The following is a 24,433-nucleotide window of genomic DNA, read 5'->3' as shown; positions in this document are numbered from 1 at the left end:
AACCCCGACCTGAGGCGTCGACAATTATAGGTTTGGCGAAAAACAGCGGATGCAATGTACCCGCCTGCCACCATTGATGACACGATGCAGGCACGGATTCCCGGTGCGCCAAGGGCCACAGTCGATGCGACTCGTCAGCATTCGAAAGCATCTCTCACACATACGACCGCGACACTGCCCTGCGCACACGTCGTCAACTCGGAAAAGACCTTCCCTCATCGGCCCGTCAGCGGCATTCTGCATATTTGGCTGCCATCCCCCTTGACGGGGTGCGGGGCGGATGATTTACAGGAGTGTTATCTTGTGAATACGGTCACGTGACCGTGGCAACCATGCGTCGGGGCGGGCATTCCCGGCGCGTTGCCGTGTTGCACACACCTTTTCTGGAGGTTCCGCATGAAGCGTCTCATCGCGTTGTTGTCCCTGGCTCTTGCGGCCATGCTCGCCCTCGGCGGCATCGCCAACGCTGCCGAAGGCAAGACCTTCCGCATCGCCATGGCGTCCGACCCCGAGTCCCTCGACCCCCACATGCAGCTTTCCGGCCCCATCCTGGCATACTCGCACTGGGTCTTCGACCCGCTGGTACGCTGGACCCCGGACATGAAGTTCGAGCCGCGCCTTGCCGAGAAGTGGGAACAGATCAACCCCACCACCATGCGCTTCCACCTGCGCAAGGGCGTGAAGTTCCATAGCGGCAACCCCTTCACCGCGAAGGACGTGGCATGGACGCTCGACCGCCTGAAGAAGTCCCCCGACTTCAAGGGCCTGTTCATCAAGTTCGCCGAGCCCAAGGTCATCGACGACAACACCATCGACATCATCACCACCGAGCCCTACGGCCTCGTGATGAACCTCGCCACCTACATCTTCCCGATGGACAGCAAGTTCTACACTGGCACCGACGCCAAGGGTCAGCCCAAGGACGCCATCGTGAAGAGCGGCTACTCGTTCGCCAACGACAACGCCTCCGGCACCGGTCCCTACAGCGTGGCCGAGCGTGAACAGGGCGTGAAGCTCATCCTCAAGGCCAACAAGGGCTACTGGGGCAAGCGCGGCAACGTCGACACCATCGAACTCACCCCCATCAAGAACGAAGCCACCCGCGTGGCCGCCATCCTGAAGGGTGACGTCGACTTCATCTCGCCCGTGCCCGTGCAGGACTACGACCAGCTTTCCAAGAATGCCGATGTGGAACTGATCACCATGCCCAGCGCCCGCATCATCACCATTCAGCTCAACCAGAAGAAGTTCCCCCAGTTCGCGGACAAGCGCGTGCGTGAAGCCATCATCGCCGCCACCGATACCGCCGGTATCGTGGCCAAGGTCATGAAGGGCTACACCACCACCACGCAGCAGCAGGCCCCCAAGGGCTTCGCTGGCTACATCGCCGACCTCAAGCCCCGCTACAATCTCGACAACGCCAAGAAGCTCATGAAGGACGCCGGCTTCGAGAAGGGCTTCGAAGTGTCGATGATCGCCCCCAACAACCGCTACGTGAACGACGAGAAGATCGCGCAGGCCTTCGTTTCGATGATGGCTCGCATCAACATCAAGGTGAACCTCAAGACCATGCCCAAGGCGCAGTACTGGGACCAGTTCGACGCCCAGGTTGCCGACATCCAGATGATCGGCTGGCATCCTGACACCGAGGACACCGCCAACTACTCCGAGTACCTGCTCATGACCCCCAACAAGGACACGGGCATGGGCCAGTACAACAGCGGCAACTACGCCAACCCCAAGTTCGACGCCCTCATCGACGCCGCCAACCGCGAGACCGACCCGGCCAAGCGTGACGCGCTCCTGAAGGAGTCGGAGCAGATGGCTTACAACGACGCCGCCTTCGTGCCCCTGCACTGGGAACCGCTGTCGTGGGCAGCTCGCAAGACCGTCAAGAACGCCAAGCAGGTCGTCAACGCACAGGACTTCCCCTACTTCGGCGATCTGATGATGCAGTAACGACAAAAATCGCGGGAGGTTGACGCCTCCCGCGATGCGTTGCGCCCCGCGGGAAGGCTCCGGGCACGGTGTTTCACGCACTTGCCTGCACTCACATAATTGTGTAGCCCTCCCGCGGGGCCTGTCATCACGAGCCTCGCGTCAGCAACCTCCAACGAGCAGAACACCCATGTTTGCATTCATCATACGCAGGGTTGCCCAGGCGCTCCTTGTCATGTTCATCATCAGCCTGCTCGGGTTCGCCATCAAGTATTCGTTCGGCGACCCCACGCGTGAGATGATGGGCGTTTCGGTATCTGTGAAGGAGCGCGAGGCCCTGCGCGAAGAGCTTGGCCTCAACGACCCGTTCGCCGTCCAGTGGACCCGCTTCGCCTCGGGCGCCCTCAAGGGCGACCTCGGCATCTCGTATTTCTACCGCAAGCCCGCCCTCGACGTCATACTCGACAAGGCACCTGCCACCCTCGAACTGGTGTTCGTGGCGGCATGCCTCATCATCCTCATCTCCGTACCCGTGGGCGTCTATGCGGCGTGCCGCCCCAAGGACGTGCTTTCACGTCTGTTCATGGGCGTAAGCACCATCGGTGTGTCGGTGCCGGTCTTCCTCACCGCCATATTCCTCATCTACATCTTCTCGGTGAACCTCGGCTGGCTGCCCTCTTTCGGGCGCGGCAACCCTGAGCACGTCATCGGCTCATGGGACACGAACCTCACCACGTGGGCCAATTTCAAGCACATCATCCTGCCCGGCATCTCGCTCTCCTCCATCATGCTGCCGCTCTTCATCCGCCTCATCCGCGCCGAGATGAAGGAAGTGCTCGAGACCGAGTACGTCAAATTCGCCCGCGCCAAGGGCCTTAAGACATGGCGCGTCATCATGGTTCACGCCTTCAAGAACACGCTGCTGCCGGTCATCACCGTCGGCGGGGTGCAGCTTGGCACCATGATCGCCTTCACCATCCTCACCGAGACGGTCTTCCAGTGGCAGGGCATGGGCTTCATGTTCATCGACGCCGTGGAACGCGCCGACACCTCGCTGCTTGTGGCGTACCTCATCTTCTGCGGCGCCATCTTCGTGACGGTGAACACCGTGGTCGACATCGTCTACGGTCTGGTGAACCCCATGGTCCGCATCGCGGGGAGGAAATAGCATGGTCGCCCTCATCAGACGCTTCCGCAAGTCGTACTTCCTCTACAGCTTCCTGCGCGACCCCGTGGCCGTGGGCAGCTTCGCGCTGCTGTTCATCCTTGCCGTGTCGGCCATTCTCGCGCCGCTCATCGCCCCCCATTCGCCCTATGACGGTGCGACCCTCGACATCATGAACGCGGAACTTCCGCCCGCATGGAAGCCCGAAGGCACCGCCGACTTCCTGCTGGGCACCGACAACCAGGGCCGCGACATCCTCTCGGCCATGCTTTACGGGATGCGCGTTTCGCTGGTCATCGGCCTTGGCGCCGTGGCCCTGCAATCCGTCATCGGCATCTTCGTGGGTCTCGTGTCCGGCTACGGCAGCAAGCGCATCGACTCCATCCTCATGCGCGTGGCCGACGTGCAGCTTTCGTTCTCGTCCTACATGGTGGCCATCTTCTTCGGCGCCATCCTGCAGATGGTCGTGGGCGTGGGCCGCTACGAAGAGGTGGCCGTGCCCTTCCTCATCTTCGTCATCGGCCTTTCGGAATGGCCCCAGATAGCGCGTACCGTACGCGCCTCGGTGCTGGCCGAGAAGAAGAAGGAATACGTCGAGGCGGCGCGCGTCATCGGCCTTCCGGCACGGCGCATCATGCTGCGGCACATCCTGCCCAACACGCTCACCCCGGTGCTTGTCATCTCCACGGTGCAGGTGGCCAACGCGGTCATGAGCGAGGCGGCCCTGTCGTTCCTGGGTCTCGGGATGCCGGTCACGCAGCCTTCGCTCGGTTCGCTCATCAAGTCGGGCTTCCAGTACTTCTTCAGCGGAAGCTGGTGGATAACGCTCTTCCCGGGCATCATGCTCATTCTGCTGGTGCTGTCCATCAACCTGCTCGGTGACTGGCTGCGCGACTTCCTCAATCCCAAGCTTTACAAGGACTAGCCATGGAAGCGTTGCTCGACGTCCAGAACCTCACCGTCAAGTTCGCTCTCCGCGACGAAGCGCTCACCGCCGTGAACGACGTCTCGTTCACGCTGGGCCGTGGCGAACGTCTCGGACTTGTGGGCGAGTCGGGAGCGGGCAAGTCCGTCACCGGCTTCTCCATCATCAACCTCATCAGCAAGCCCGGCTTCATCGCCGGTGGCTCGGTGCTGTTCGAGGGTAACGACCTCGTCACCACCGATGCCGAAACGCTGCGTGACATCCGCGGCAACCGCATCAGCATGATCTTCCAGGATCCCATGATGACGCTGAACCCGGTGCTCACCATCGGCTCGCAGATGGTGGAGACGATTCTCGCGCACCAGAAGATGAGCCGCCGCGAGGCGGAAGAGATCGCCCTCGACAAGCTGCGCAAGGTCTACATCCCCTCGCCCGAGAAGCGGCTCAAGCAGTACCCGCACGAGTTCTCCGGCGGCATGCGCCAGCGCATCGTCATCGCCATAGCCCTGCTCACCTCGCCGAGCCTCATCATCGCCGACGAACCGACAACGGCCCTCGACGTGACCATTCAGGCCGAGATCATGGACCTGCTGCTTGAACTGTGCGAGTCCGAGAAGATGGGTCTCATCCTCATCACGCACGACCTCGGCGTGGTCTCGCAGGTGACGCAGAAGATAGCCGTCATGTACGCGGGCCGCATCGTGGAGATGGGCGAGACCGCGCGCATCGTGGCCGACCCGCAGCACCCCTACACCAAGGGGCTGCTCGCCGCCCTGCCGCAGGGCAACAGCTGTGGCGGGGGCTGCGTGGGCAAGCGGCATCGCCTGAACCAGATTCCGGGTGCCATGCCCAGCCTCTCCGAGATCGCGCACGGCATCTGTCCCTTCCACAACCGTTGCGAGCTGTGTCAGGACGTGTGCCGCACCTCGCGGCCGCGCCTCCTGCCCAAGCGCAACGGCGGACTTGTGGCGTGCCACCTGCTGGACTAGCGGAGTTACGATGCAACAGAAACCTCTTCTCAACCTGCGCAATGTCGTCAAGCACTTCGACATCTCCGGCGGCTTTCTCGACCAGCTCAGGCTCACCGGCTCCGGCATCGTCCGCAAGCGCACTGTCGTCCATGCGGTCAACGACGTCTCGTTCACCATCAACGAGGGCGAGACCCTCAGCGTTGTCGGTGAATCGGGCTGCGGCAAATCGACCCTCGCACGCACGGTCATCGGCCTGTACCGCCCCAATTCCGGCGAAATCCACTACCGTGACCGGCGCATCGACCACCTCTCCGACACGGAGATGCTGCCCTACCGCACCCGCATGCAGATGGTCTTCCAGGACCCTTACGCCTCGCTCAACCCGCGTATGCGCGTGAACCAGATTCTCGAAGAACCCATCCGCTTCCACAACCCCGGCATCGGCGAAGGCGAAGTGCTCGACAGGGTCGCCGCCGTCATGGAACAGGTGGGCATCAACCCTGTGTGGGCCACGCGCTATCCGCATGAGTTCTCGGGCGGGCAACGCCAGCGCATATCCATCGCCCGCGCCCTTGCCGTCGACCCCGAGTTCATCGTGGCGGACGAACCCATCTCCGCACTGGACGTCTCCATTCAGGCGCAGGTGCTGAACCTGATGATGGACATGCAGGAACAGCGCAACCTGACCTACCTGTTCATCAGCCACGACCTCTCGGTGGTGGAGCACATCTCCACCCGTGTGGCGGTCATGTACCTCGGTTCACTGTGTGAACTCGCCACCAGCGAAGACCTGTTCGGTTCACCGCGCCACCCGTATACGCAGGCATTGCTCTCCGCCATTCCGCGTATCGGGCAGAAGGGCCTGAAGCACATCCGCCTCTCCGGTGACGTGCCCACGCCCATCAACCTGCCTTCGGGCTGCGTCTTCCACGGTCGCTGCCCCCACGCCGACAAGCGCTGCATGAACGAGGTGCCCCGCGCCCTGCCGCAGCCCGGCGGTGCTCTGGTGGCATGTCACGCCGTGGAGGAAGGCCGCATCTAGCTGCGCGCCTCGCGGGTTGCCCCGTGACTGCCCCCCCATAAAGACAAACGAAGGGCCCGCATACATGCGGGCCTTTCCATTGAGCGACACGAAGTCGCACCCGCACGCTGTGGGCCACGTGGCATCCCCTGCCGGGGGGTACGACCTGCCGGGGATACGCTAGGCCAGCGCCGGGCTTAAGTCATGTGTTACGCCCCCCCGCAGGCTACGCACCGCCCGCGGCACCGGAGCGACACGCCATCTGCTGCCAATACCCCGTAATCCCTGAACCGTACGCAGGGCCCCTACCTCTCATGGCACCTGCCAGCATGGCGGCAGGCGCTGCACTGTGCCTCATCGCAGGCCTCGGCCCGCACAAGTACCTCGACGACATGGGGAATCTGGCCCCGCAGGATATCTTCGACGACCGTGGCGCGCGCCTGTGCCTGCTCCATGGTCATATGCCGGGGCAGCACGAGATGCAGGTCGACATGGATGTCCCGGCCCGACCTCCATGCCCGGATATCATGCGTTGCAATCCCGTCATCCTGCTCATGGCGTCTGAGGACATCCTCGATACGCAGCAGCAGCTTCTCGTCGCGCTCGTTCATGAGTCCACGCACCGCCTCCCTTACGAGCCCATACCCCGCTCCGAGGATGTGCAGGGCCACGACGCATGCGATGGCCCCGTCGAGCCACAGCCATCCTGTGGCATGGACGAGCAGCAAACCCGCAAGCACCCCACCGGTCGTGTACACGTCAGTTATGATGTGCTTACCGTCGGCAACGAGTGCCAGCCTGTCTTCGCGCCGTCCCACACGGATGAGATAAAGGCCGAGAACGAGGTTGATGGCAGAGGCGACGACCGATAGCCCAAGGCCGATGTCAAGCTGCACCATTGCGCGCGGTTCGATGATACGAGGCGCCGCTGCGACGATAATGCCCAGTGCGGCAACAATGACGAGAGCCCCTTCGAAGAACACGGCGAAGAACTCGACTCGCCCATGCCCATAGGGATGGCGCCTGTCCGGCGGCGTCTGCGCCACATACAGGGTCCACATGGTAAAAGCACTCGCCACCACATTCACGATGGACTCGAATGCATCCGACATGAGTGCCGCTGAATCTGTCACGAGATACGCGAGCATCTTCAGGACGAGGATGCACACACCGCACACGAGGGACAAGGCGATAGCCCTGCGCTGTTCAGACATCATCCGTCGCACATCCTTCCGCAGTCAAAGTGAATGGTGGCCTGCTCGTGCCATGCGCCCGTATCAGTCCGTCGGAATCGCCACGTCGTCATCATCGAACTGCCCGCCAGTTGCCCCGGGATGACAGGCAATGCAGTTCGCCAGCCCGCCTACACTTTCCCTGGTCAGCACGGCAGCCCCGATATCGCGATGCTTGTGCCTGATGTAGGGCACTTCCGTGATGCGCGACACGTTCCCATCAGACATGGAACGGGCGATCTTCCGGCCCAGTTTGGTGCCGGACCTGTCGGCCGCGTTATCGGAAAGATAGGCGGCGACAGCCTGCTGCTGCGCAGGAGACATCTCGACCACCGTCCCGAAATGGTCGCTTGCTGAACCGACGATGGATGCCCATCCCTCATGCGCCAACAGTACAGCAGGGTACGCCATGTGGCACCCTCCGCAAGATTTCACATAAACATCAGGCATTTTTGACACAGTTGACCATGCATGTCGTTCCCCATGCCTATCGTGTCTTCCGTCATCAGCATATGCATCAACGTCAAAACCGTGCAGACAGGCAAGGGAGCCTGTCAGGACAGTGAATATGATACCACATTGCAATTTCATGCCAATGCGATGCACTACTCAACTCCTATCGATGATAATCATTGCCATGAAGAAAAAGAAAGTGATTATCATGACAACATCAAAGCAGATATTGCATCAGTAGCACTGCACTCACAGTACACATCAAGCGTCGCGACACGCAATGACTTTCGGCATTATCATCACACGGCAACGAGCCACCTTGGCGCAAGCGAAGCCTGATTGCAGAAACGGGATACAGAGATGCGTCACCTGCGCCCAAGGCTTGTGCCCCTTGCATGTCACCCCCTGCCGGTATATGGTAGGGAGATTGCTGACCGGCGCGTACCGAGGGCGGCCCGCTGGCGCAATCGCGGGCGGACGGCATCTCCCCCGCGCCCCCTTCCGTGGGCGTTCGCCTCCTTCCGCTTCGTACCGTCAGGATTTCTCCGCCTTGCAGCCCCGCGGACAACCTTTCACCCCACACGAAGCGACATGCCCAAACGCACAGACTTGAAGCGGATTATGGTCATCGGGTCCGGCCCCATCATCATCGGGCAGGCCTGCGAGTTCGACTACTCCGGCACACAGGCCGTGAAGGCCCTCAAGGAAGAGGGTTACGAGGTGGTGCTGGTCAACTCGAACCCCGCCACCATCATGACCGACCCCGGTCTCGCCGACCGTACCTACATCGAGCCCATCGAGCCCGAGACGGTGGCCGCCATCATCCGCAAGGAGCGTCCCGACGCGCTGCTGCCCACGCTGGGCGGGCAGACGGGCCTGAACACGGCCCTCGCGCTGGCGGCCTCCGGTGTGCTGGATGAATGCGGCGTGGAGCTCATCGGCGCCAACCGTGCGGTCATCGAGAAGGCCGAAAGCCGCGAGCTGTTCCGCCTTGCCATGGCCAACATCGGCCTCAAGGTGCCTGCCAGCGGCATCGCCCGTTCCATGGACGACGTGCGTCGCCTCGGAACGGAGATGCCCTTTCCGCTCATCATCCGCCCCGCGTTCACCATGGGCGGCACGGGCGGCGGCATCGCCTACAACATGGAAGACCTCGAAGAGATCGCCTCGCGCGGTCTCACCGCCAGCATCACCAGCGAGGTGATGATCGAGCAGTCCGTGCTCGGCTGGAAGGAATACGAGATGGAGGTCATGCGCGACAAGGCCGACAACTGCGTCATCATCTGCTCCATCGAGAACTTCGACCCCATGGGCGTGCACACGGGCGACTCCATCACCGTGGCCCCGGCACAGACCCTGACCGATGTCGAGTACCAGATGATGCGTGACGCCTCCATCGCCATCATGCGCGAGATAGGCGTCGAGACGGGCGGCTCCAACGTGCAGTTCGGCATCAACCCGGACAACGGCGACATGGTGGTCATCGAGATGAACCCCCGCGTGTCGCGCTCCTCCGCTCTGGCATCCAAGGCCACGGGCTTCCCCATCGCCAAGATCGCCGCCAAGCTCGCCGTGGGCTACACCCTCGACGAGATACCCAACGACATCACCCGCGAGACGATGGCCAGCTTCGAGCCGACCATCGACTACGTGGTCACCAAGATTCCGCGCTTCACCTTCGAGAAGTTCCCCGGCGCACGCGACGAACTCACCACCGCCATGAAGAGCGTGGGAGAGGCCATGTCCATAGGCCGCACCTTCAAGGAGTCGCTCCAGAAGGGGCTGCGCTCGCTCGAGGTGGGCGCACCGGGCCTTGGCTCGCGCTTCCGCGACAAGCTCCCCGAACATGAGGAGATCGTCGCCAAGCTGCGCACGCCGAACTCGCGCCGCATCTTCTACGTCCGTCTCGCCATGCTCTCGGGCATGACCATCGACGACATCCATGAAATCACCAACATCGACCCGTGGTTCCTGCGCCAGATGCGCGAACTGGTCGACATGGAAGGCGACCTGCGCGACTTCGCCCTCGCCAACTCCATGACCCCCGACAATGGCGAACTGGTGACCCTGCTGCGCCGCGCCAAGGAATACGGATTCTCCGACAGGCAGCTGGCCGAGATGTGGAAGCGGCCCGAATCGGACGTACGCGCCCTGCGCGACGCCACGGGCATACGCCCCACCTATTACCTCGTGGACACCTGCGCCAGCGAGTTCGAGGCCTACACCCCCTACTACTATTCCACCTACGAGACGGGCCACGAAATCGAGGCCGAGTCGCGCCGCAAGGTGATCATCCTCGGTGGCGGCCCCAACCGCATCGGGCAGGGCATCGAGTTCGACTACTGCTGCTGTCACGCCTCCTTCGCGCTGAAGGAGATGGGCGTGCAGGCCATCATGGTCAACTCCAACCCCGAGACGGTCTCCACCGACTATGACACCTCCGACCGCCTGTACTTCGAGCCGCTCACCTTCGAGGATGTCATGCACATCATCGAGGCGGAGAAGCCCGACGGCGTCATCGTGCAGTTCGGCGGACAGACCCCGCTGAACCTCGCCGTACCGCTGCAACGCGCAGGCGTGCCCATTCTCGGCACCTCGCCCGACGCCATCGACCGCGCCGAAGACCGCGAACGCTTCCAGGCGCTCATCCACAAGCTCGACCTGCGCCAGCCCGCCAACGCCACGGTCATGAACCTCAGGCAGGCCATCGCCGGCGCCAACTCCATCGGCTACCCCGTGGTGGTGCGTCCCAGCTACGTGCTGGGCGGGCGCGCCATGGAGATCGTCTACGACGAGGAACAGCTGACCTCCTACTTCCAGAACTCGGTGGGTGAAGCCCCCGAGCACCCCATCCTGCTCGACAAGTTCCTCGAGAACGCCACCGAGGTGGACGTGGACGCCCTCTCCGACGGCACCGACGTCTACGTGGCTGGCATCATGGAACACATCGAAGAGGCGGGCATCCACTCCGGCGACTCGGCCTGTTCAATCCCCCCCTACAGCCTGCCCTCGTCCATCACCGACGAGATTTCCCGCCAGACCGTGGCCCTCGCCAAGGAACTGCGCGTGGTGGGCCTCATGAACATCCAGTTCGCGGTGAAGGACGGCGTCATCTTCATCCTTGAAGTCAACCCCCGCGCCTCGCGCACCGCGCCCTTCGTCTCCAAGGCCACAGCCGTGCCGCTGCCGCGCCTCGCGACGCAGGTGATGCTCGGCAAGACCCTGAAGGAACTCGACCCGTGGTCCATGCGCCGTTCGGGCTACGTCTCCGTGAAGGAGTCTGTCTTCCCGTTCAACCGCTTCCCCGGCGTGGACATCCTGCTTGGCCCTGAAATGCGCTCCACCGGTGAAGTCATGGGCATTGCGCCCACCTTCGAAGAAGCGTACCTGAAGGGCCAGCTTGCGGGCGGACAGCGTCTGCCGCAGCAGGGCAAGGTGTTCATCTCGGTCAACGACCGCGACAAGACGCTGGTGCCCGACGTGGCGCGCATCTTCGCCGACCTTGGCTTCGAAATCGTGGCCACCGCCGGTACGGCGAAGCTGCTCAAGGAGCATGGCGTACCCACGACCCACGTCAACAAGGTCTACGAAGGGCGTCCGAACATCGTCGACATGATCAAGAACGGCGACATCGCCCTCGTGGTGAACACGGCATCGGGCAAGCGCACCGTGCAGGACTCGAAGTCCATCAGGCAGGCCACACTCATGTACGGCGTGCCTTACAGCACCACGGTCTCCGGGGCGCGTGCCATCGCCAAGTCCATCGCAGCCAGCCGCACCTGCGGCGTGAACGTGAAGAGCCTTCAGGAATACTACGGCCTGTAGGCCGTCATTCCTGAAGAAGGGGGAGCCATGATCCGGCATTACTGCGGCATCTTCGGCATCTACAACCATGCCGAGGCCGCCCGTCTTTCCTACTTCGGCCTCTACGCCCTGCAACACCGCGGGCAGGAGAGCGCCGGCATCGTGACGTGGGACGGACAGAAACTGCGTGAACACCGCGGCATGGGTCTCGTGCCCGAGGTCTTCAACGAACGCCACCTCGGCAAGGAACTCAAGGGCGACATCGCCATCGGGCATATCCGGTACTCCACCACGGGCGCGTCGCTCATCCGCAACGCGCAGCCGTTCATCGTGCGCTACAAGGGTCTCGAGATCGCCATCGCGCACAACGGCAACCTCGTGAACACGCTGGAATTGCGGCGCGAACTGGAGGAACAGGGCTCCATCTTCCAGACCTCCATCGACAGCGAGGTGTTCGTGCACCTCATCGCCCGCAACCTCAACGGGCATACGCTCGAAGAGGCCGTCATGGCGGCATGCCGCAAGGTGAAAGGGGCCTACGCCCTGCTCATCCTCGCCAACAACAAGCTCATCGCCGTACGCGACCCGCACGGGTTCCGTCCGCTGGCGCTGGGCCGCGTGGCGGGTGCGCATGTGTTCGCGTCCGAGACGTGCGCCTTCGACCTGCTGGAAGCAGAGTTCATACGCTCGCTCGACCCGGGCGAGATGGTGGTCATCGAAGATACGAAGGTGCAAAGCTACAAGATTGAGACCGAAGCCCCCACACGCCAGTGCATCTTCGAGCTCATCTACTTCGCACGGCCCGACTCGCTGGTCTTCGGTGAAGACGTGTACCAGTGCCGCAAGCGCATGGGGCAGGAACTGGCCCGCGAATCGGCCCCCGATGTGGACTTCGTGATGCCCTTCCCGGACTCGGGGGTCTACAGCGCCGTCGGCTTCGCGCAGGAGTCGGGGCTGCCCTACGAACACGCCATGATCCGCAACCACTATGTGGGGCGCACCTTCATCCAGCCCTCGCAGGACATGCGCGACTTCAGCGTCCGGGTGAAGATCAACCCGGTGAAGAGCATGATCAAGGGCAAGCGCATCTGCATCGTGGACGACTCCATCGTGCGCGGAACCACCATCCGGACGCGCGTGAAGAAACTGCGAGAACTGGGTGCGCGTGAAGTCCACTTCAGGGTGAGCTGCCCGCCCATCAAGTTCCCGTGCTTCTACGGCATCGACTTCGCCTCCAAGGGCGAACTCATCGCCGCCAATCATAGCGTATCCGAAATCGAACGCTTCATCGGCATCGATTCGCTGCACTACATCACCATCGAAGGGCTGCTGCGCTCGGTCTCGCATCCCGAGAACTACTGTCTCGCGTGCTTCACCGGCGACTATCCCATCCCTTGCGCCGGTGGCGGCAAACTCTGCCTTGAATGCGGCTGCTAGCCGCCGCAAGCGACCATGCAATGAAGGGCCTCCGGCATGCCGGAGGCCCTTTTGCGTGACACAAGCCCCACCGACGATGCCCCTCTGGCGTACATCGCTGCCACGCCTGCCCAAGGACGCCACCATGCAACCTGCGCGACAAGGGCGGTGCACTCTTGTGTTCCCGTTACATTGCGCAGGATGCCCCGCCAGCCCCCCGAAGGGGGCACCGTCACACCAGCGCCCTTTTACGGAAGGCACTCTTGTGCCCTTTTCAACCTGCGGCCCGTGCCTTACAAGAAGGGCCGCAAGGAGTACATGACATGACAGACGACCAGATACATCAGACCGACTGGCTGCAACGCGGCCGCGACGTTCTCGATATCGAAGCGGAGGGCATCCGTGCCGTACGCGACAGGCTTGGCCCCTCGTTCGAATCCGCGCTGGCCCTGCTGGCAGGATGCCGCGGCCGTGTCGTTGTGACAGGCCTCGGCAAGTCGGGGCTGGTGGGCCGCAAGCTGGCCGCCACCTTCTCGTCCACGGGCAGCCCCGCCTTCTTCCTGCACCCCGTAGAGGGCGCACATGGCGACATGGGCAGCCTCAAGGCCGACGACGTGGTCATCGCCATCTCCAACTCCGGCGAGACGGATGAACTCAACGCCATCCTGCCCAGCCTGCGCGCCATCGGCACGCCCATCATCGCCCTGACCGGCCGCGCCGACTCGTCACTGGGACGCGGTGCCGACATCGTGCTCGACTGCGGCGTACCGCGTGAAGCGTGCCCGCTGGGGCTTGCCCCTACGGCGTCCACCACGGCGGTACTCGCCCTTGGCGACGCACTGGCGGTCTGCCTCATCGACTGGAAGTCCTTCACCGAGAACGACTTCCTGCGCTACCACCCCGGCGGTTCACTGGGCCAGCGGCTGCGGCTGCGCGTGGCTGAACTCATGCACACCGAGGGCATTCCGGTGGTCAACGAAGAGGCCGTGTGCGAAGAGGCCGTTCTCGCCCTCGACAAGGGCGGCTTCGGGGCCGTGGCCCTCACGGACGGCGGTGGGAGGCTGACCGGCATCCTCACCGACGGTGACGTACGCCGTGCCGTCCTTCGCGGCACCTACGGCCCGCGCGTGGGAGTCACCCACATCATGACGCGCAACCCCCGTTTCGCACGGCAGACCCAGTCGGTGGCCGAACTCATCGACATCATGGAACAGAAGGCCATCACCGTGCTTCCCATCACCGACGACGACCACCGGCTTGTGGGCCTCGTGCACCTGCACGACCTGCTGGGCAAGGGCGGCGTCACGTTCGCGGGCTAGCCCCGCACCGCCATACGAGGGCATCATGCAGGCCAAGAAGGTATCGGAAAGCGAAGTGGTCATGACGCACAGGCCGCTGCCGCAGGACGCCAACCCGGCGGGCTACGTGCACGGGGGCGTCATCCTCAAGCACATAGACCTCGCCGGGGCTGTCGCCGCCATGAGGCACTGCCGCACACCCGTGGTCACCGCGTCCATCGACCGCATGGACTTTCGCGCGCCGGTCAACGTGGGTGAACTCATGCTGCTGAAAGCCAGCGTGAACCTCACGGGAGGCACGTCACTGGAGGTGGGTGTGCGTGTCGAAGCCGAGAATCTGCTGACCGGCGAGGTGCGCCACGCAGCTTCGGCCTATCTCACGTTCGTGGCCATGGGGCCGGACAGGAAGCCCGTGGCCGTGCCGCCGCTGTTGTGCGAAACGCCCACCCACGAACGCCGCTGCGTAGAAGCCCGCCGACGCCGTGAACTGCGGCGCGAGGAACGGCGTGCCGAACGTGATGCACAGGCCGCACAGCACTGCACCTGCGACGACGAGCCCGTAGTGTAGCCGCCCCCGGAGACGAATCCGCGGGCAGGATACGGGAGACCTTGAACGAACCGAGTCCGTGCCCCGTCCGCCTCTTCCACAAGCGACAATCCCCGTCCTCATGCGAGGACGGGGATTGTCGTAACGGGGTCATATCAAGAGATGACGCCATTCACCGGCCCTGTCGCACGTCATCTTTCCCGTCAGCCGCAGGTGCGCATCAAGCCGCCGTGACTACAAAACCGAGAGATGGATGCCCGCGAGGTGTTCCAGTTCTTCACCCAGCGCAAGCGCCTGCATGGGCGTCTCCCCCCAGCACACCAGCCCGTGGCGTTCCATCCAGACCGCCTCGCGGGTGACGGCCGCCTCGCCCACGGCATCGGCCAGTGCCTGCGTTCCGGGGGCATGGGCGGGGGCAGACCCGAGGCGCGATACGAGCATCTGCGCCTCGTAGACGTCGATGTGCAGCATCTGCTGCGGGGCGACACGCAGCCCGAGGGCCAGCAGGCGTGGCGGATGCGTGTGCACGATGGCCTGTGCCCGGGGCTGCCGACGATAGACCTCAAGGTGCATGGCGAGTTCAGAGGAAGGCTTACCTCCTGCGATGCGCTTGCCGGAGGCGATGTCGACCACGGCGAGGTCGCCGGGAGAGAGGTCGCCCTTGGCCGCCCCCGTACAGGTGACGAGACAGGTCGCCCCTAGGCGCAGGCTCACGTTGCCGTTGAAGCCCGAAAGCAGACCCCGTTGCCACGCCGTGTGACACAGACGGCGAACCGTCTCGGCCTCACGCAGAGGGACGCCGTCGCCCCATCCCGTATCACGCCGCTGGCTGAGGCTGGTCTTGATGTCCACCACCGGAGTGCCGTGCAGGGCCTCAAGCGGTGCCACCAGAAGGCGCACCATCCCGTCCGGCCCGGGGGCGGTGCCCAGGAGGCGCACGTCGTGCAGGCCGAGGGGGTTCGGACGGGCGGGCGAACGGGTGTTGAACACCCCGCGCATGGGCCGCGACGTGTCGCCACGCGGATGCACTGCGAGTGTGTCGCGGTCGGCGAGATGCAGCCACGTGACGAGGGTCAGTTCCTGCCCTGCCTCCAGCGTATCCAGCCCCGCCGCGAATTCGGGCAGGATGTCTATCCATGCCTCGGGGGCCCCCTCGTCTCCGTTCTTGGGACAGTCGTCGAGGCGGGTCAGACGCGAGCGCACGGTGCCGATGGGACGCAATACAGGTTGCATGGGCGAACCTCCTCGTGAGGTCAGGCGAAATGATCGAAACCGCTGTTGGAAGGCGGCAGGCCGTTGAGGGTGAGCAGGCCGTCGGCAGTCACGGTGCCGACACGTACCACGCCCTGCACCTCTTCACGTAGCGCCTCGAAGTCGTCTTCGGGGCAGGCCCCCAGCAGCGCGTAGTCCTCTCCTCCGGCGAAGGCTTCCTCCACCGGGTCGAGTCCGTTGGCGATGGCATAGGCCATGACCTCGTCGTGCAGGTCGTCCTCGTGCAGTTCAAGGGCGGCACCAAGGCCGCCGTCGCGGTCGAGCCCCACAAGACGGGGCACATCGCGCGCCAGCCCGTCCGAGAGGTCCATCAACGCCACAGAGGGGTACCGCGCCAGCAACTGCCCCGCTGACACCTGCGGGTTGGGCGTGAGATGCGCGGCGCACGCTTCGGGGTACAGGCGCAGGGCGTCACGCCCTGAAGCCTCCAGCGCGCACAGGCCCGCCCGTGCGAGGCCGAGGCTGCCCACGACGAAGAGCACATCGTCGGGGCGGCATCCGCCACGACGCAGGAACCGGCGCCCCGGCACGGGCTCACCCCACACGGTGATGGAAAGACCAAGCACTCCGCCACGGGACAGGTCGCCGCCGGTGAGCACCATGCCATACGCGGCAGCCAGTCCGGACATGCCCGCAAAGAGCGCGTCTGCGTACTCGCGGGTCATGCCGGGGGGCGTCATGAGTGCGAGACTGAACCCCAGCGGCACACCGCCCATGGCGGCGACATCGCTCACGTTCACGGCCAGCGCCTTGTGGCCTATCTCTTCGGGCCTGAAGTACGAACGTCTGAAATGCACGTCCTCGATGAACAGGTCGGTGCTCACGCACAGGCGTTCCGGGCAGGCCAGCACGGCGCAATCGTCTCCGCGCCCCACCACCACGTGTCTGTGCGCGTTGGGAAAATGCCTGTCGATGCAGGCGATGAAGTCCTCTTCGCTCGCAAGGCCCTTCATGCGTCATCCTCCAGCGTCAGATAGTCGCCCAGGATGACCTTGAGCCCCACGCCGGGGAAGTTCACCCTGTACTTGTCGGGCGGCAGATGCTGGACGATCTTGCCCCGCCCGAAGATCTTGTGCGTGCAGAACCCCAGCTTCGCCGCCCCTGCAACGGGCGACGGCCCGCCGGGCACCGGTGCCGATTCGGGACGCGGTGCGCAACCGAAGGTGGATGCCACGGCCGGACGCGCAACCGGACGCGACGTATCACGCCGTTGCAGACCTCCGGTATAGCTCTCGTACCACTCCTCGTACAGTGCCGCGGGCAACTCCCGGACGAAGGGGCTGGGCGCGGCGGGCTGGTTGCCACCCTCCCCGCGCTGGTAGAGGCTGGACGGCACGAAGAGCATGAGCCGTTCGCGGGCGCGGGTGCAGGCCACGTACATCAGGCGGCGCTCCTCCTCGAAGTCGTCGGCGCGCGTCACGGCATGGCGCGACGGGAACCTGTCCTCCACGAGGTCGAGGATGATGACGGCACTCCACTCAAGCCCCTTGGCGGAATGGATGGTGGACAGCACCACGCTGTCGCGGTCCTCCTCCTCGGTGCCGGGGTCTTCCAGCGACAGGTCGGAGATGAAGAGGTCGAGGTCGCGATAGGCCGAGGCTATCTGCACAAGCTGTTCAAGTCCCTGCTGTCTGCGCGGCCAGTCGTCGGGGTAGGCGGCTTCGAGACGCGGCTGGTAATGCTCGATGACCTCTTCCAGCAGCGTGGCGGGCGCAGGTGTGCGCTTGCGAAGCCTGTCGAGCAGTTCAAGGTCGGCCCGCAGTTGCGGATAACGCGCGCAGGCATGGGCCGTCGCCGCCGGGTCACCCTGTCGGGCGACCTCGTAGAGGCGCAGGGTGGTCTTGGGCCCCACACCGCGCGACAGGGCCGCCACACGCTGGAACGCCGGCAGGTCGAGGGGGTTGAGCACAAGGCGGGCGTAGGCCATCACGTCCTTGACGTGCGCGGCCTCGGAATAGCGCACCCCGCCATACTTGCGGAAGCGGATGCCCAGTTTGTTGAGCTGTACCTCCACATGGTACGAGTGGAACCCCGCCCGGAACAGCACGGCGATTTCATGGGGCGGATACGTCCGCAGCAGTTCACTCACGCGACTCACCACGATGGATGCCTGCGTGAGGTCGCTCAGGGGTCGCACCACCTGCGGCAGCACGCCGTCCTCGCGACTGGTGTACAGGTGCTTGCGGTAGGCCTGCGGTGCCTCGGCGAGGATGGCGTTGGTGAGGTCGAGCACCGGCTGGGTGGAACGGTAGTTCTCTTCCAGCTTGATGATGCGCGTACCGGGAAAGAACTGCGGGAACGACAGGATGTTCTGCACGTTGGCGCCGCGAAAGGCGTAGATGGACTGGGCGTCGTCCCCCACGGCCATGACGTTGCCGCCCTCTCCCGCCAGAAGCTGCACCAGCCGCGCCTGCACGAGGTTGGTGTCCTGATACTCGTCGACCATGATGTAGCGGTATCTGTCGCGCAGGTGGGCCAGCAGGTCGGGCCGTTCGCGCAACAGGCGCTCCACCTCGAAGAGCAGGTCGTCATAGTCCAGCAGGCCGTGTTCCGCGCGATATTCGGCGTAGGCTTCGCCGATGCGCGAGACCCCGTCTGCATGTACCAGCAGGTGGTACGCCTCGCGGCGCAGCACTTCGTCCAGCGGCAGTTCCTTGTTGCGCGACTTGCTGAGCAACGACAGCACCGTCTGTGTCTTGGGGAACGACTTGTCCCCCCGCGCGATGCCGAGCGCATCCTTGCAGTGCTGGATGGCGGCCACGCTGTCGGCCCCGTCCATGATGGTCAGGTCGCGCCCCTCAAGGCGTGCCGGATGGTACTGGCGCAAGAGCGAATAGGCGAAGGCGTGGAAGGTGCCCCCGGCGATGCCCTGCACCCCGTAGCCCAGCAGGCGGCTGGCGCGTTGCAGCATCTCGTTGGCCGCCTTGCGGGTGAACGTCAGCAGCAGGATGGACGAGGCGGGCACGCCGCGCTCAAGCAGGTTGGCGAGGCGGTAGACCACCGTGCGCGTCTTGCCGCTGCCCGCACCGGCGATGACCAGCACCGGGCCGTCGAGCGTGGTCACGGCCTCATACTGGGCCGCGTTGAGTTCTTTGGCGAATTCTATCATTTGTGCATCGTTATGGGCATGCAGGACGCGCCCTGTGTTGGAGTGGTCACAAGACGCCCTCCGGCGTCGGGTCGACGGGAAAGGCCGAAATGTTCGAGCACCAGCCTTCCGGCGTCACGCAGGCGGTGCGGGGCACCACCCTCGCTGTCATGGAAGATGCCCCCGTGCACACTATGCGTTCCGGTGCGCCCGAAACGCCCGAACACGGCAGGACGATTGAACTTGGCCTTGAGGTCGAAGCCCTCGTGCGGGACGCAGACGAGGTCGGGGGCGATGTCGCGGCAGGGGCCGTCGTACAGGCCGTCGGCGGGCAGGACATCACGCAACACGGGGCGTCCGGCGTAGGTCAATCCCAGCAGCCCCTCGCGCAGGCGTGCAGCCAAGGCCACGCCCTCGGCATCGGAAAGCCCGCCACGTGCGAAGCGTCGGCGCGTATGCAGGTAGATGCGCCCGGGGTCGAGGGCGAAGGCCACGCTGCCGGGAAGGATGCGCGAGGCGTCGAGTTCCATTCCCGCATCTGCCGCGGGGCCCGCCGGGGCCAGTTGCAACAGCCCTTCCTGACGCAGCCACGTGTTGATGTCGACCTCGGTCACCAGCCGGGTGAAACCGTGGTCGGCCAGCACCATGAGACGGGCACCGCCGGGGAGTGCCGCCACGAGGTCGAGCACTTCGCCAATCACCGTGTCCCACAGGGCCAGCACATCCATACACGGCCCATGCAGCGGGTTGGCAACGTCGGTCACCGCATCCCACAGGAAATGGAAGAGCCTGTCCGTCTCCGTCAGCACAAAGACGAAGAGATGCCACGCGAGGTCGGGCCACAGCAAGCGCAACGCCTTGCGGCGACTTTCGAGTGTGGCGCGCAATTCCACAAGCAGGTGTGCCGGGTCGTCGCCACCGCGCGAGGTGTCGGCCTCAAGCCGGTAGCCCGCACCTGCCAGCGGCCCCAGCAGGAAGGGCGGATGCACCGCCCGCGCAAGGTCCGTGGCCACGAAGCCCGAGACCAGCATTCCCGGTATGGGGCGTGCGGGATAGGTGTTGGGCAGGTTCACCACGCGCGAGGTGAAGCCCGCCTCGCCAAGGCGGTCGAAGAGGGTCGGCACCCGCACCTGCGTGAAGTCGGCCAAGGACAGGGCATAGGTCGCGGCGTTGATGCGGGTGAACCCGAACACGCCGTGTTCCTCGGGCCCTGCGGCAGTGTAGAACGACGTCCAGTTCACCGGCGAGAGTTCGGGCAATTCCGCCTCGATGGTGCGGGTTCCGGCGGCGTTGACGATGCGGGAGAGGTGCGGGGTGCGCCCTGCGGCGCAGAGGTCGCGGGCGAGGTCCAGCGGCAGGCCGTCCAGACCGAGCACCACCATGCGTTGGCGGGCGTCGTTGTGCATTCTTCCTTTCTATCAGATGGCCCACCGCAAGGCCAGTGCACAGCACCACGCATGGCGGGCAGAGGTCGGCTGCCCGCCGGCCGCTGGCAAACAGCGACGCTGCCGCCGGGGCGACAGCCACGGGACACCCGACGCGACAGCCACGGGACACCCGGCGCGAGCCGGATGCACCTGCCGGGCACACGGCAGCACGGCGACGCCAGCCTGCCCTCGCGGCGCCGGAGATGGGACAGAACGGCCGCAACTCCGCCTCGTGTAGACCGGCCACGTTTCGCGCCGTAGTGCCCTAGCCCGACCCTGTGCCGAAAACCCATGAAGCAGACCAGTGGGCATGACATCTGCGCATACGAGGCCCCCGCGACCAGATATTTTGACGCTGAAGCGTGATTTCGGCTATCATGCGCGGCGTGCCGTCGACGACCATGCCTGCCATGGGGTCGAGACCCTGCGGCACCCACGGAGGCGCCATGGCCCTCATGCACAGTGAGATGTTCGCCAACTTCGTCTACGACCAGACTCTCACCTACAATGAACTCCTCGAACGCGAGGCCGAACTCGTCGAGACCATGCAGACCACCTTCGAAGACGTGGGTGGTGCGCATGTGGAGTTCGCCCCCACGGGTGACGCCCTCAACGTGCAATGCCTCTTCGCCGAACATGACGAAGGGCTATTCCATGCCGTGTGCGATGCCGTCTCGCCCATGCTGCGAGGCGATGTGGAGGGGCGTATCCTCTTCGTCGACCGCAACCTCGGCACACTGCACCTCTACCTGCTTGCCGACGGGGTATGGCGTGAGGGCGTGCTGCGCGTGCCCGGTGCGCGTGAGGGGCTGGGACGCTGCTGGACGTAGACGGCGCACCAGTGGCGCACCGACTGGGGTTTGATGGCTGATTGAGGGGACTGCCCTGCCCACAGGCATGCCCCGCAAAGGGGCGCGACGCCCGGCAGGGGCAGCGCCACTGCACTGCACGCCCCGTCATACTGCCATCAAGTCCACCGTTGACGCCAACACGTCGCCATACTAGGAAGTAACCGCTTCGTGCCCGGATGGCGGAACTGGCAGACGCAAGGGACTTAAAATCCCTCGGCCTTCGGGCTGTACGAGTTCAATCCTCGTTCCGGGTACCATACAAACCAGCGGGTTAGGTCTATCGCCTAGCCCGCTCTTTCACGAATTCTGCACCAGTCTGCACCCAAGGTCTCCACGCACGCAAAAAGCCCCCATCAAGGGGGCTTTTCCTGTAATCTCTGCTCTGTTCTCGATCAGAACTTCTGCAACGGTGTGCCGCGAATCCGCCCGCGCCCCTCAATGATAGTCACCCTTGAGGAAGTTATCGGCAAATGTCTGCACTGCGGCTTCGGTGGTCATCAGCATATCCATCTGCCGGGTGACGATGAGCAGTCTGCCCAGTTGCACGAGTCGGGCACGAATCTCCTCCGGCGGGTACTTGAGGTAGCGCGCCTGCACACGGTCGCCCTGAACCTCGATGGTGAAACCGAGTTCGCGCAGGATGATGCCGATGCACTTCACCCGGCGTTCCCGCCGCACCTCGTCCGCAGCCCCGCCCTTGAACTCGAACGTGATGTAGTTCTTGTTCATGGTCGCGCCGCAGTAGGCGTCGAGGATGCTGTAATGGTAGCCAACACGCGAGCTGAAGTTCATGTACTTGTCGGAGACGATGGCGTAGCTGCGGTCGCCGAAGCGTTCTGTGTGCATGTTGGGCGGTTCGATCATGTGCCGCCCCATGACGGAGAGAAAGCCCCCCATGTCGATGGGCCGCGGCCCGCGCACATGCACCTCCGGGTCGAGCATTCCCTCGAGCAGCGCGCCGAAGGGTGCCGACGCCACCTGCTCGGGGTAGGCGTAGGGCCCGTCCACATCGGCAAGCCCGCCGCCAAGGTCGATGACGTGCAAGTCCAGCGGCACACTCGCCTTGAGTTCCACAGCAACCGACCCCGCCACGGTAGCCGTATCACTCAGCCGGAACATCTCTGTGTACGAGAATTCGTGCACCAGCCTCATGACGTCGTGCAACGTGGTGCACGACCGCGGGATGAACGTGGCGGCCTTGGGGTCGACAAGGTGCAGGGGCAGGATATGGTCGGCGACGCGCCGCAGGGCGATATGGACGGGCGTGTCGCCCAGACACACCTGCCGCGGACGACGCAGCGCCAGCAACTCTTCGACGCACCCCTCATAGACGCGGCCCGAGATGGCGTCCACCGTCACCTCCTGACCGGGGCGCAACGTTCGCATGGCGTCGCGCGCATTGAGCAGCGTCGGCACGTTGAACTCGCGTGAAAGCGACGCCATGTGCCCTGTGACACTGCCCGCATCGGTGATGATGGCCTGCGCCCTGTCCATGACCAGCACATAATTCGGTGACGAGTGCGCCGCCACGAGAACCCCGCCGCAGGGGAATGCCGCGAGTTCCTCTGCCGATGACGGGATCACGACCGGGCCACAGCCGACCCCAGCACACGCCACATCCCCGCCCTCGAGAAGCAGCCCTGCACCCTCGATGCGGGGCGAAGCGGGCAGGTTGTCGGAACGCGCATCGGCCAGCCGCATGGGACGGGTCTGCAACACCACCAGCCGCCCGGCGCCATCCAGCGCCCACTCCATGTCCTGCGGATGCCTGTAGTGCTCTTCAAGGCGCAGCGCCATGTCAGCCAGCGCAATCACCTGCGCATCCGTCAGGCTTGGCATGGAACGCTGTTCAGGTGGCACAGGACTTTCCACCGTGCCCCCACCGTGCAGGGCTGGCATGAGTCTCACACTCTTGGTGGCTATGGAACGTTCTGCGACCCTGTCGGGCCGGACGCGAGACACCAGCCACGTATCCGGCGGCACGACGCCGTCGACAACGTATTCGCCAAGCCCCCAGATGCCGTTGATGACGACGGCATCCGACAACAGGTCGACAGGATGCCGCGAAAAAGCCACTCCGCTTGCCACTGCGTCCACCATCTCAAGGCAGACCATGGCCATGGCGCAATGCTCGAACGGCACCCCCTGATGCAAGCGGTAGGCGATGACACGCGGCGAGAAGATGCTGGCCAACACACTACGGAAAGCCGAAGGCAGTTCATCGCGGGTGACGTTGAGCACGGTGCGGTACTGCCCGGCGAAAGAGAGACTGCCGTCCTCGCTGACAGCACTGGAGCGCAACGCGCAGCGTACGGGGCCGGGGCCGAAAGTGGCATCCCATCCGGCTTGCATCGCCTCCACCACTTCGTCGGGGACGATGGCCTCGTCGATACGCCGCATGATGGCCTTCGACACTCTCACGAGGCCTTCCGGGTCGTCTGCGAAGGCGTCACGCAAGAGTTTGCGCGTCTCCTCCATCAGGCCGTTGCCGTCCATGAACGCCCGGTAGGCGGTGGTGGTGATGGCGAAGCCGCGCGGCACGGGAACACCGACCCGGTTCATCATCTCACCCAGATTGGCGTTCTTGCCACCCACCCAGTCGACCACATCGCGGTTCACTTCCGCGAGGGGCAGCACGAATTCCGCAACGCGTACCGGGGCACGGGCATCGAGGATGTCGCTGATGCGCGTGTTGATGCTTTCCACCGTGGCAACCAGACCGCTGAAACGGTCGTCGGCGATGGCGTTGAGTGCCGTCACCATGCGCATCGTATGAAAGACCGCCCGCGTCGCCTGTGAACGGATGTAGTTCATGCCGAAGAGGCTGTGCCCTGTCAGGGTCTGTTCCATGTCGGACATGATACGCCCCAGTTCACTGTTGGACTGTAGCAAGTCCTTGAAATGGGTATACCTCTGGCGAAACGCCTTCATGATGGCGTCACGCTCTTCGGCAGTGGGAGTAGTCCGGCGACGGCGGAAAAAATCGATCAGCGACACATGCCCTCCTACGTTGCATCCGGCGCAA

18 protein-coding genes and 1 tRNA gene are annotated in these 24,433 nt (G+C 64.2%); 12 read left to right on the top strand and 7 right to left on the bottom strand.

Going from position 1 to position 24,433, the window contains the following annotated elements; translation table 11 throughout:
• Nucleotides 1-396 precede the first annotated feature (396 nt).
• The 5 genes from DVU_RS00825 (at nucleotide 397) to DVU_RS00805 (ending at nucleotide 6,041) form a co-directional block, all read left to right on the top strand.
• The gene (locus DVU_RS00825; RefSeq protein ID WP_010937480.1) at nucleotides 397-1,959 is read left to right on the top strand and encodes an ABC transporter substrate-binding protein; all 1,563 of its coding nucleotides are present in this window, start codon (nucleotides 397-399) and stop codon (nucleotides 1,957-1,959) included.
• Between the two features lie 169 nt (nucleotides 1,960-2,128).
• Nucleotides 2,129-3,106, top strand: a complete 978-nt coding sequence (locus DVU_RS00820) for an ABC transporter permease (protein ID WP_010937479.1) — start codon at nucleotides 2,129-2,131, stop codon at nucleotides 3,104-3,106.
• Nucleotide 3,107: 1 nt separating this feature from the next.
• Entirely contained in the window at nucleotides 3,108-4,028 is a 921-nt protein-coding gene (locus DVU_RS00815; protein WP_010937478.1) for an ABC transporter permease, read from the top strand.
• A gap of 2 nt (nucleotides 4,029-4,030) precedes the next feature.
• The gene (locus tag DVU_RS00810) at nucleotides 4,031-5,017 is read left to right on the top strand and encodes an ABC transporter ATP-binding protein (protein ID WP_010937477.1); all 987 of its coding nucleotides are present in this window, start codon (nucleotides 4,031-4,033) and stop codon (nucleotides 5,015-5,017) included.
• 10 nt (nucleotides 5,018-5,027) lie between these two features.
• The gene (locus DVU_RS00805) at nucleotides 5,028-6,041 is read left to right on the top strand and encodes an ABC transporter ATP-binding protein (RefSeq protein ID WP_010937476.1); all 1,014 of its coding nucleotides are present in this window, start codon (nucleotides 5,028-5,030) and stop codon (nucleotides 6,039-6,041) included.
• A 284-nt stretch (nucleotides 6,042-6,325) separates the two neighbouring features.
• Here the strand turns inward: DVU_RS00805 and DVU_RS00800 are convergent, their stop codons facing one another.
• A complete protein-coding gene (locus DVU_RS00800) occupies nucleotides 6,326-7,237 on the bottom strand; it encodes a cation diffusion facilitator family transporter (protein WP_014524196.1) in 912 nt (303 codons plus the stop codon).
• Between the two features lie 60 nt (nucleotides 7,238-7,297).
• Nucleotides 7,298-7,702, bottom strand: a complete 405-nt coding sequence (locus DVU_RS00795) for a diheme cytochrome c (protein ID WP_223295123.1) — start codon at nucleotides 7,700-7,702, stop codon at nucleotides 7,298-7,300.
• A 21-nt stretch (nucleotides 7,703-7,723) separates the two neighbouring features.
• Here DVU_RS00795 and DVU_RS16740 point away from each other — a divergent pair, with 21 nt between their 5' ends.
• From DVU_RS16740 to DVU_RS00775, 5 genes are all read left to right on the top strand, one after another.
• Nucleotides 7,724-8,044, top strand: a complete 321-nt coding sequence (locus DVU_RS16740) for a hypothetical protein (RefSeq protein ID WP_223295122.1) — start codon at nucleotides 7,724-7,726, stop codon at nucleotides 8,042-8,044.
• A gap of 252 nt (nucleotides 8,045-8,296) precedes the next feature.
• Nucleotides 8,297-11,530, top strand: a complete 3,234-nt coding sequence (gene carB, locus DVU_RS00790; protein WP_010937473.1) for a carbamoyl-phosphate synthase large subunit — start codon at nucleotides 8,297-8,299, stop codon at nucleotides 11,528-11,530.
• A 27-nt stretch (nucleotides 11,531-11,557) separates the two neighbouring features.
• Nucleotides 11,558-12,946 (top strand): amidophosphoribosyltransferase, encoded by a 1,389-nt coding sequence (purF, locus tag DVU_RS00785; RefSeq protein WP_010937472.1) that lies wholly within the window; start codon nucleotides 11,558-11,560, stop codon nucleotides 12,944-12,946.
• Nucleotides 12,947-13,248: 302 nt separating this feature from the next.
• Nucleotides 13,249-14,244, top strand: a complete 996-nt coding sequence (locus DVU_RS00780) for a KpsF/GutQ family sugar-phosphate isomerase (RefSeq protein WP_010937471.1) — start codon at nucleotides 13,249-13,251, stop codon at nucleotides 14,242-14,244.
• A gap of 25 nt (nucleotides 14,245-14,269) precedes the next feature.
• Nucleotides 14,270-14,791, top strand: coding sequence for an acyl-CoA thioesterase (locus DVU_RS00775; RefSeq protein WP_010937470.1), 522 nt, complete (start codon nucleotides 14,270-14,272; stop codon nucleotides 14,789-14,791).
• A gap of 213 nt (nucleotides 14,792-15,004) precedes the next feature.
• On the opposite strand, the gene tsaA is transcribed toward DVU_RS00775, so the two are convergent.
• From tsaA to DVU_RS00755, 4 genes are read right to left on the bottom strand one after another with little or no spacing between them, the layout of a single operon-like run.
• Nucleotides 15,005-16,003 carry a tRNA (N6-threonylcarbamoyladenosine(37)-N6)-methyltransferase TrmO gene (gene tsaA / locus DVU_RS00770; RefSeq protein WP_010937469.1) on the bottom strand — a complete coding sequence of 333 codons (999 nt, stop codon included), beginning with the start codon at nucleotides 16,001-16,003 and terminating at the stop codon, nucleotides 15,005-15,007.
• 20 nt (nucleotides 16,004-16,023) lie between these two features.
• A complete protein-coding gene (gene thiL, locus DVU_RS00765) occupies nucleotides 16,024-16,995 on the bottom strand; it encodes a thiamine-phosphate kinase (RefSeq protein WP_010937468.1) in 972 nt (323 codons plus the stop codon).
• On the bottom strand, nucleotides 16,992-19,151 hold the full coding sequence (locus DVU_RS00760) for an ATP-dependent helicase (protein ID WP_010937467.1): 2,160 nt from the start codon (nucleotides 19,149-19,151) through the stop codon (nucleotides 16,992-16,994). The genes thiL and DVU_RS00760 overlap by 4 nt, the downstream gene beginning before the upstream one ends.
• On the bottom strand, nucleotides 19,148-20,536 hold the full coding sequence (locus tag DVU_RS00755) for an alkaline phosphatase family protein (RefSeq protein WP_010937466.1): 1,389 nt from the start codon (nucleotides 20,534-20,536) through the stop codon (nucleotides 19,148-19,150). The genes DVU_RS00760 and DVU_RS00755 overlap by 4 nt, the downstream gene beginning before the upstream one ends.
• A gap of 467 nt (nucleotides 20,537-21,003) precedes the next feature.
• On the opposite strand from DVU_RS00755, the gene DVU_RS00750 reads away from it, so the two are divergent.
• Together DVU_RS00750 and DVU_RS00745 are read left to right on the top strand one after the other, a co-directional pair.
• A complete protein-coding gene (locus DVU_RS00750) occupies nucleotides 21,004-21,387 on the top strand; it encodes a hypothetical protein (RefSeq protein WP_010937464.1) in 384 nt (127 codons plus the stop codon).
• Between the two features lie 191 nt (nucleotides 21,388-21,578).
• Nucleotides 21,579-21,665 (top strand) — tRNA-Leu (locus DVU_RS00745).
• Nucleotides 21,666-21,843: 178 nt separating this feature from the next.
• On the opposite strand, the gene DVU_RS00740 is transcribed toward DVU_RS00745, so the two are convergent.
• A complete protein-coding gene (locus DVU_RS00740) occupies nucleotides 21,844-24,405 on the bottom strand; it encodes a PEP/pyruvate-binding domain-containing protein (protein ID WP_010937463.1) in 2,562 nt (853 codons plus the stop codon).
• Between the last annotated feature and the right edge of the window lie 28 nt (nucleotides 24,406-24,433).

The sequence above is a fragment of the Nitratidesulfovibrio vulgaris str. Hildenborough genome (genome assembly GCF_000195755.1).
In the GTDB taxonomy this organism is placed as follows: domain Bacteria; phylum Desulfobacterota; class Desulfovibrionia; order Desulfovibrionales; family Desulfovibrionaceae; genus Nitratidesulfovibrio; species Nitratidesulfovibrio vulgaris.
The sequence above is the reverse complement of the archived record's forward strand: the minus strand, read 5'-3'. Positions and strand labels throughout refer to the sequence as shown.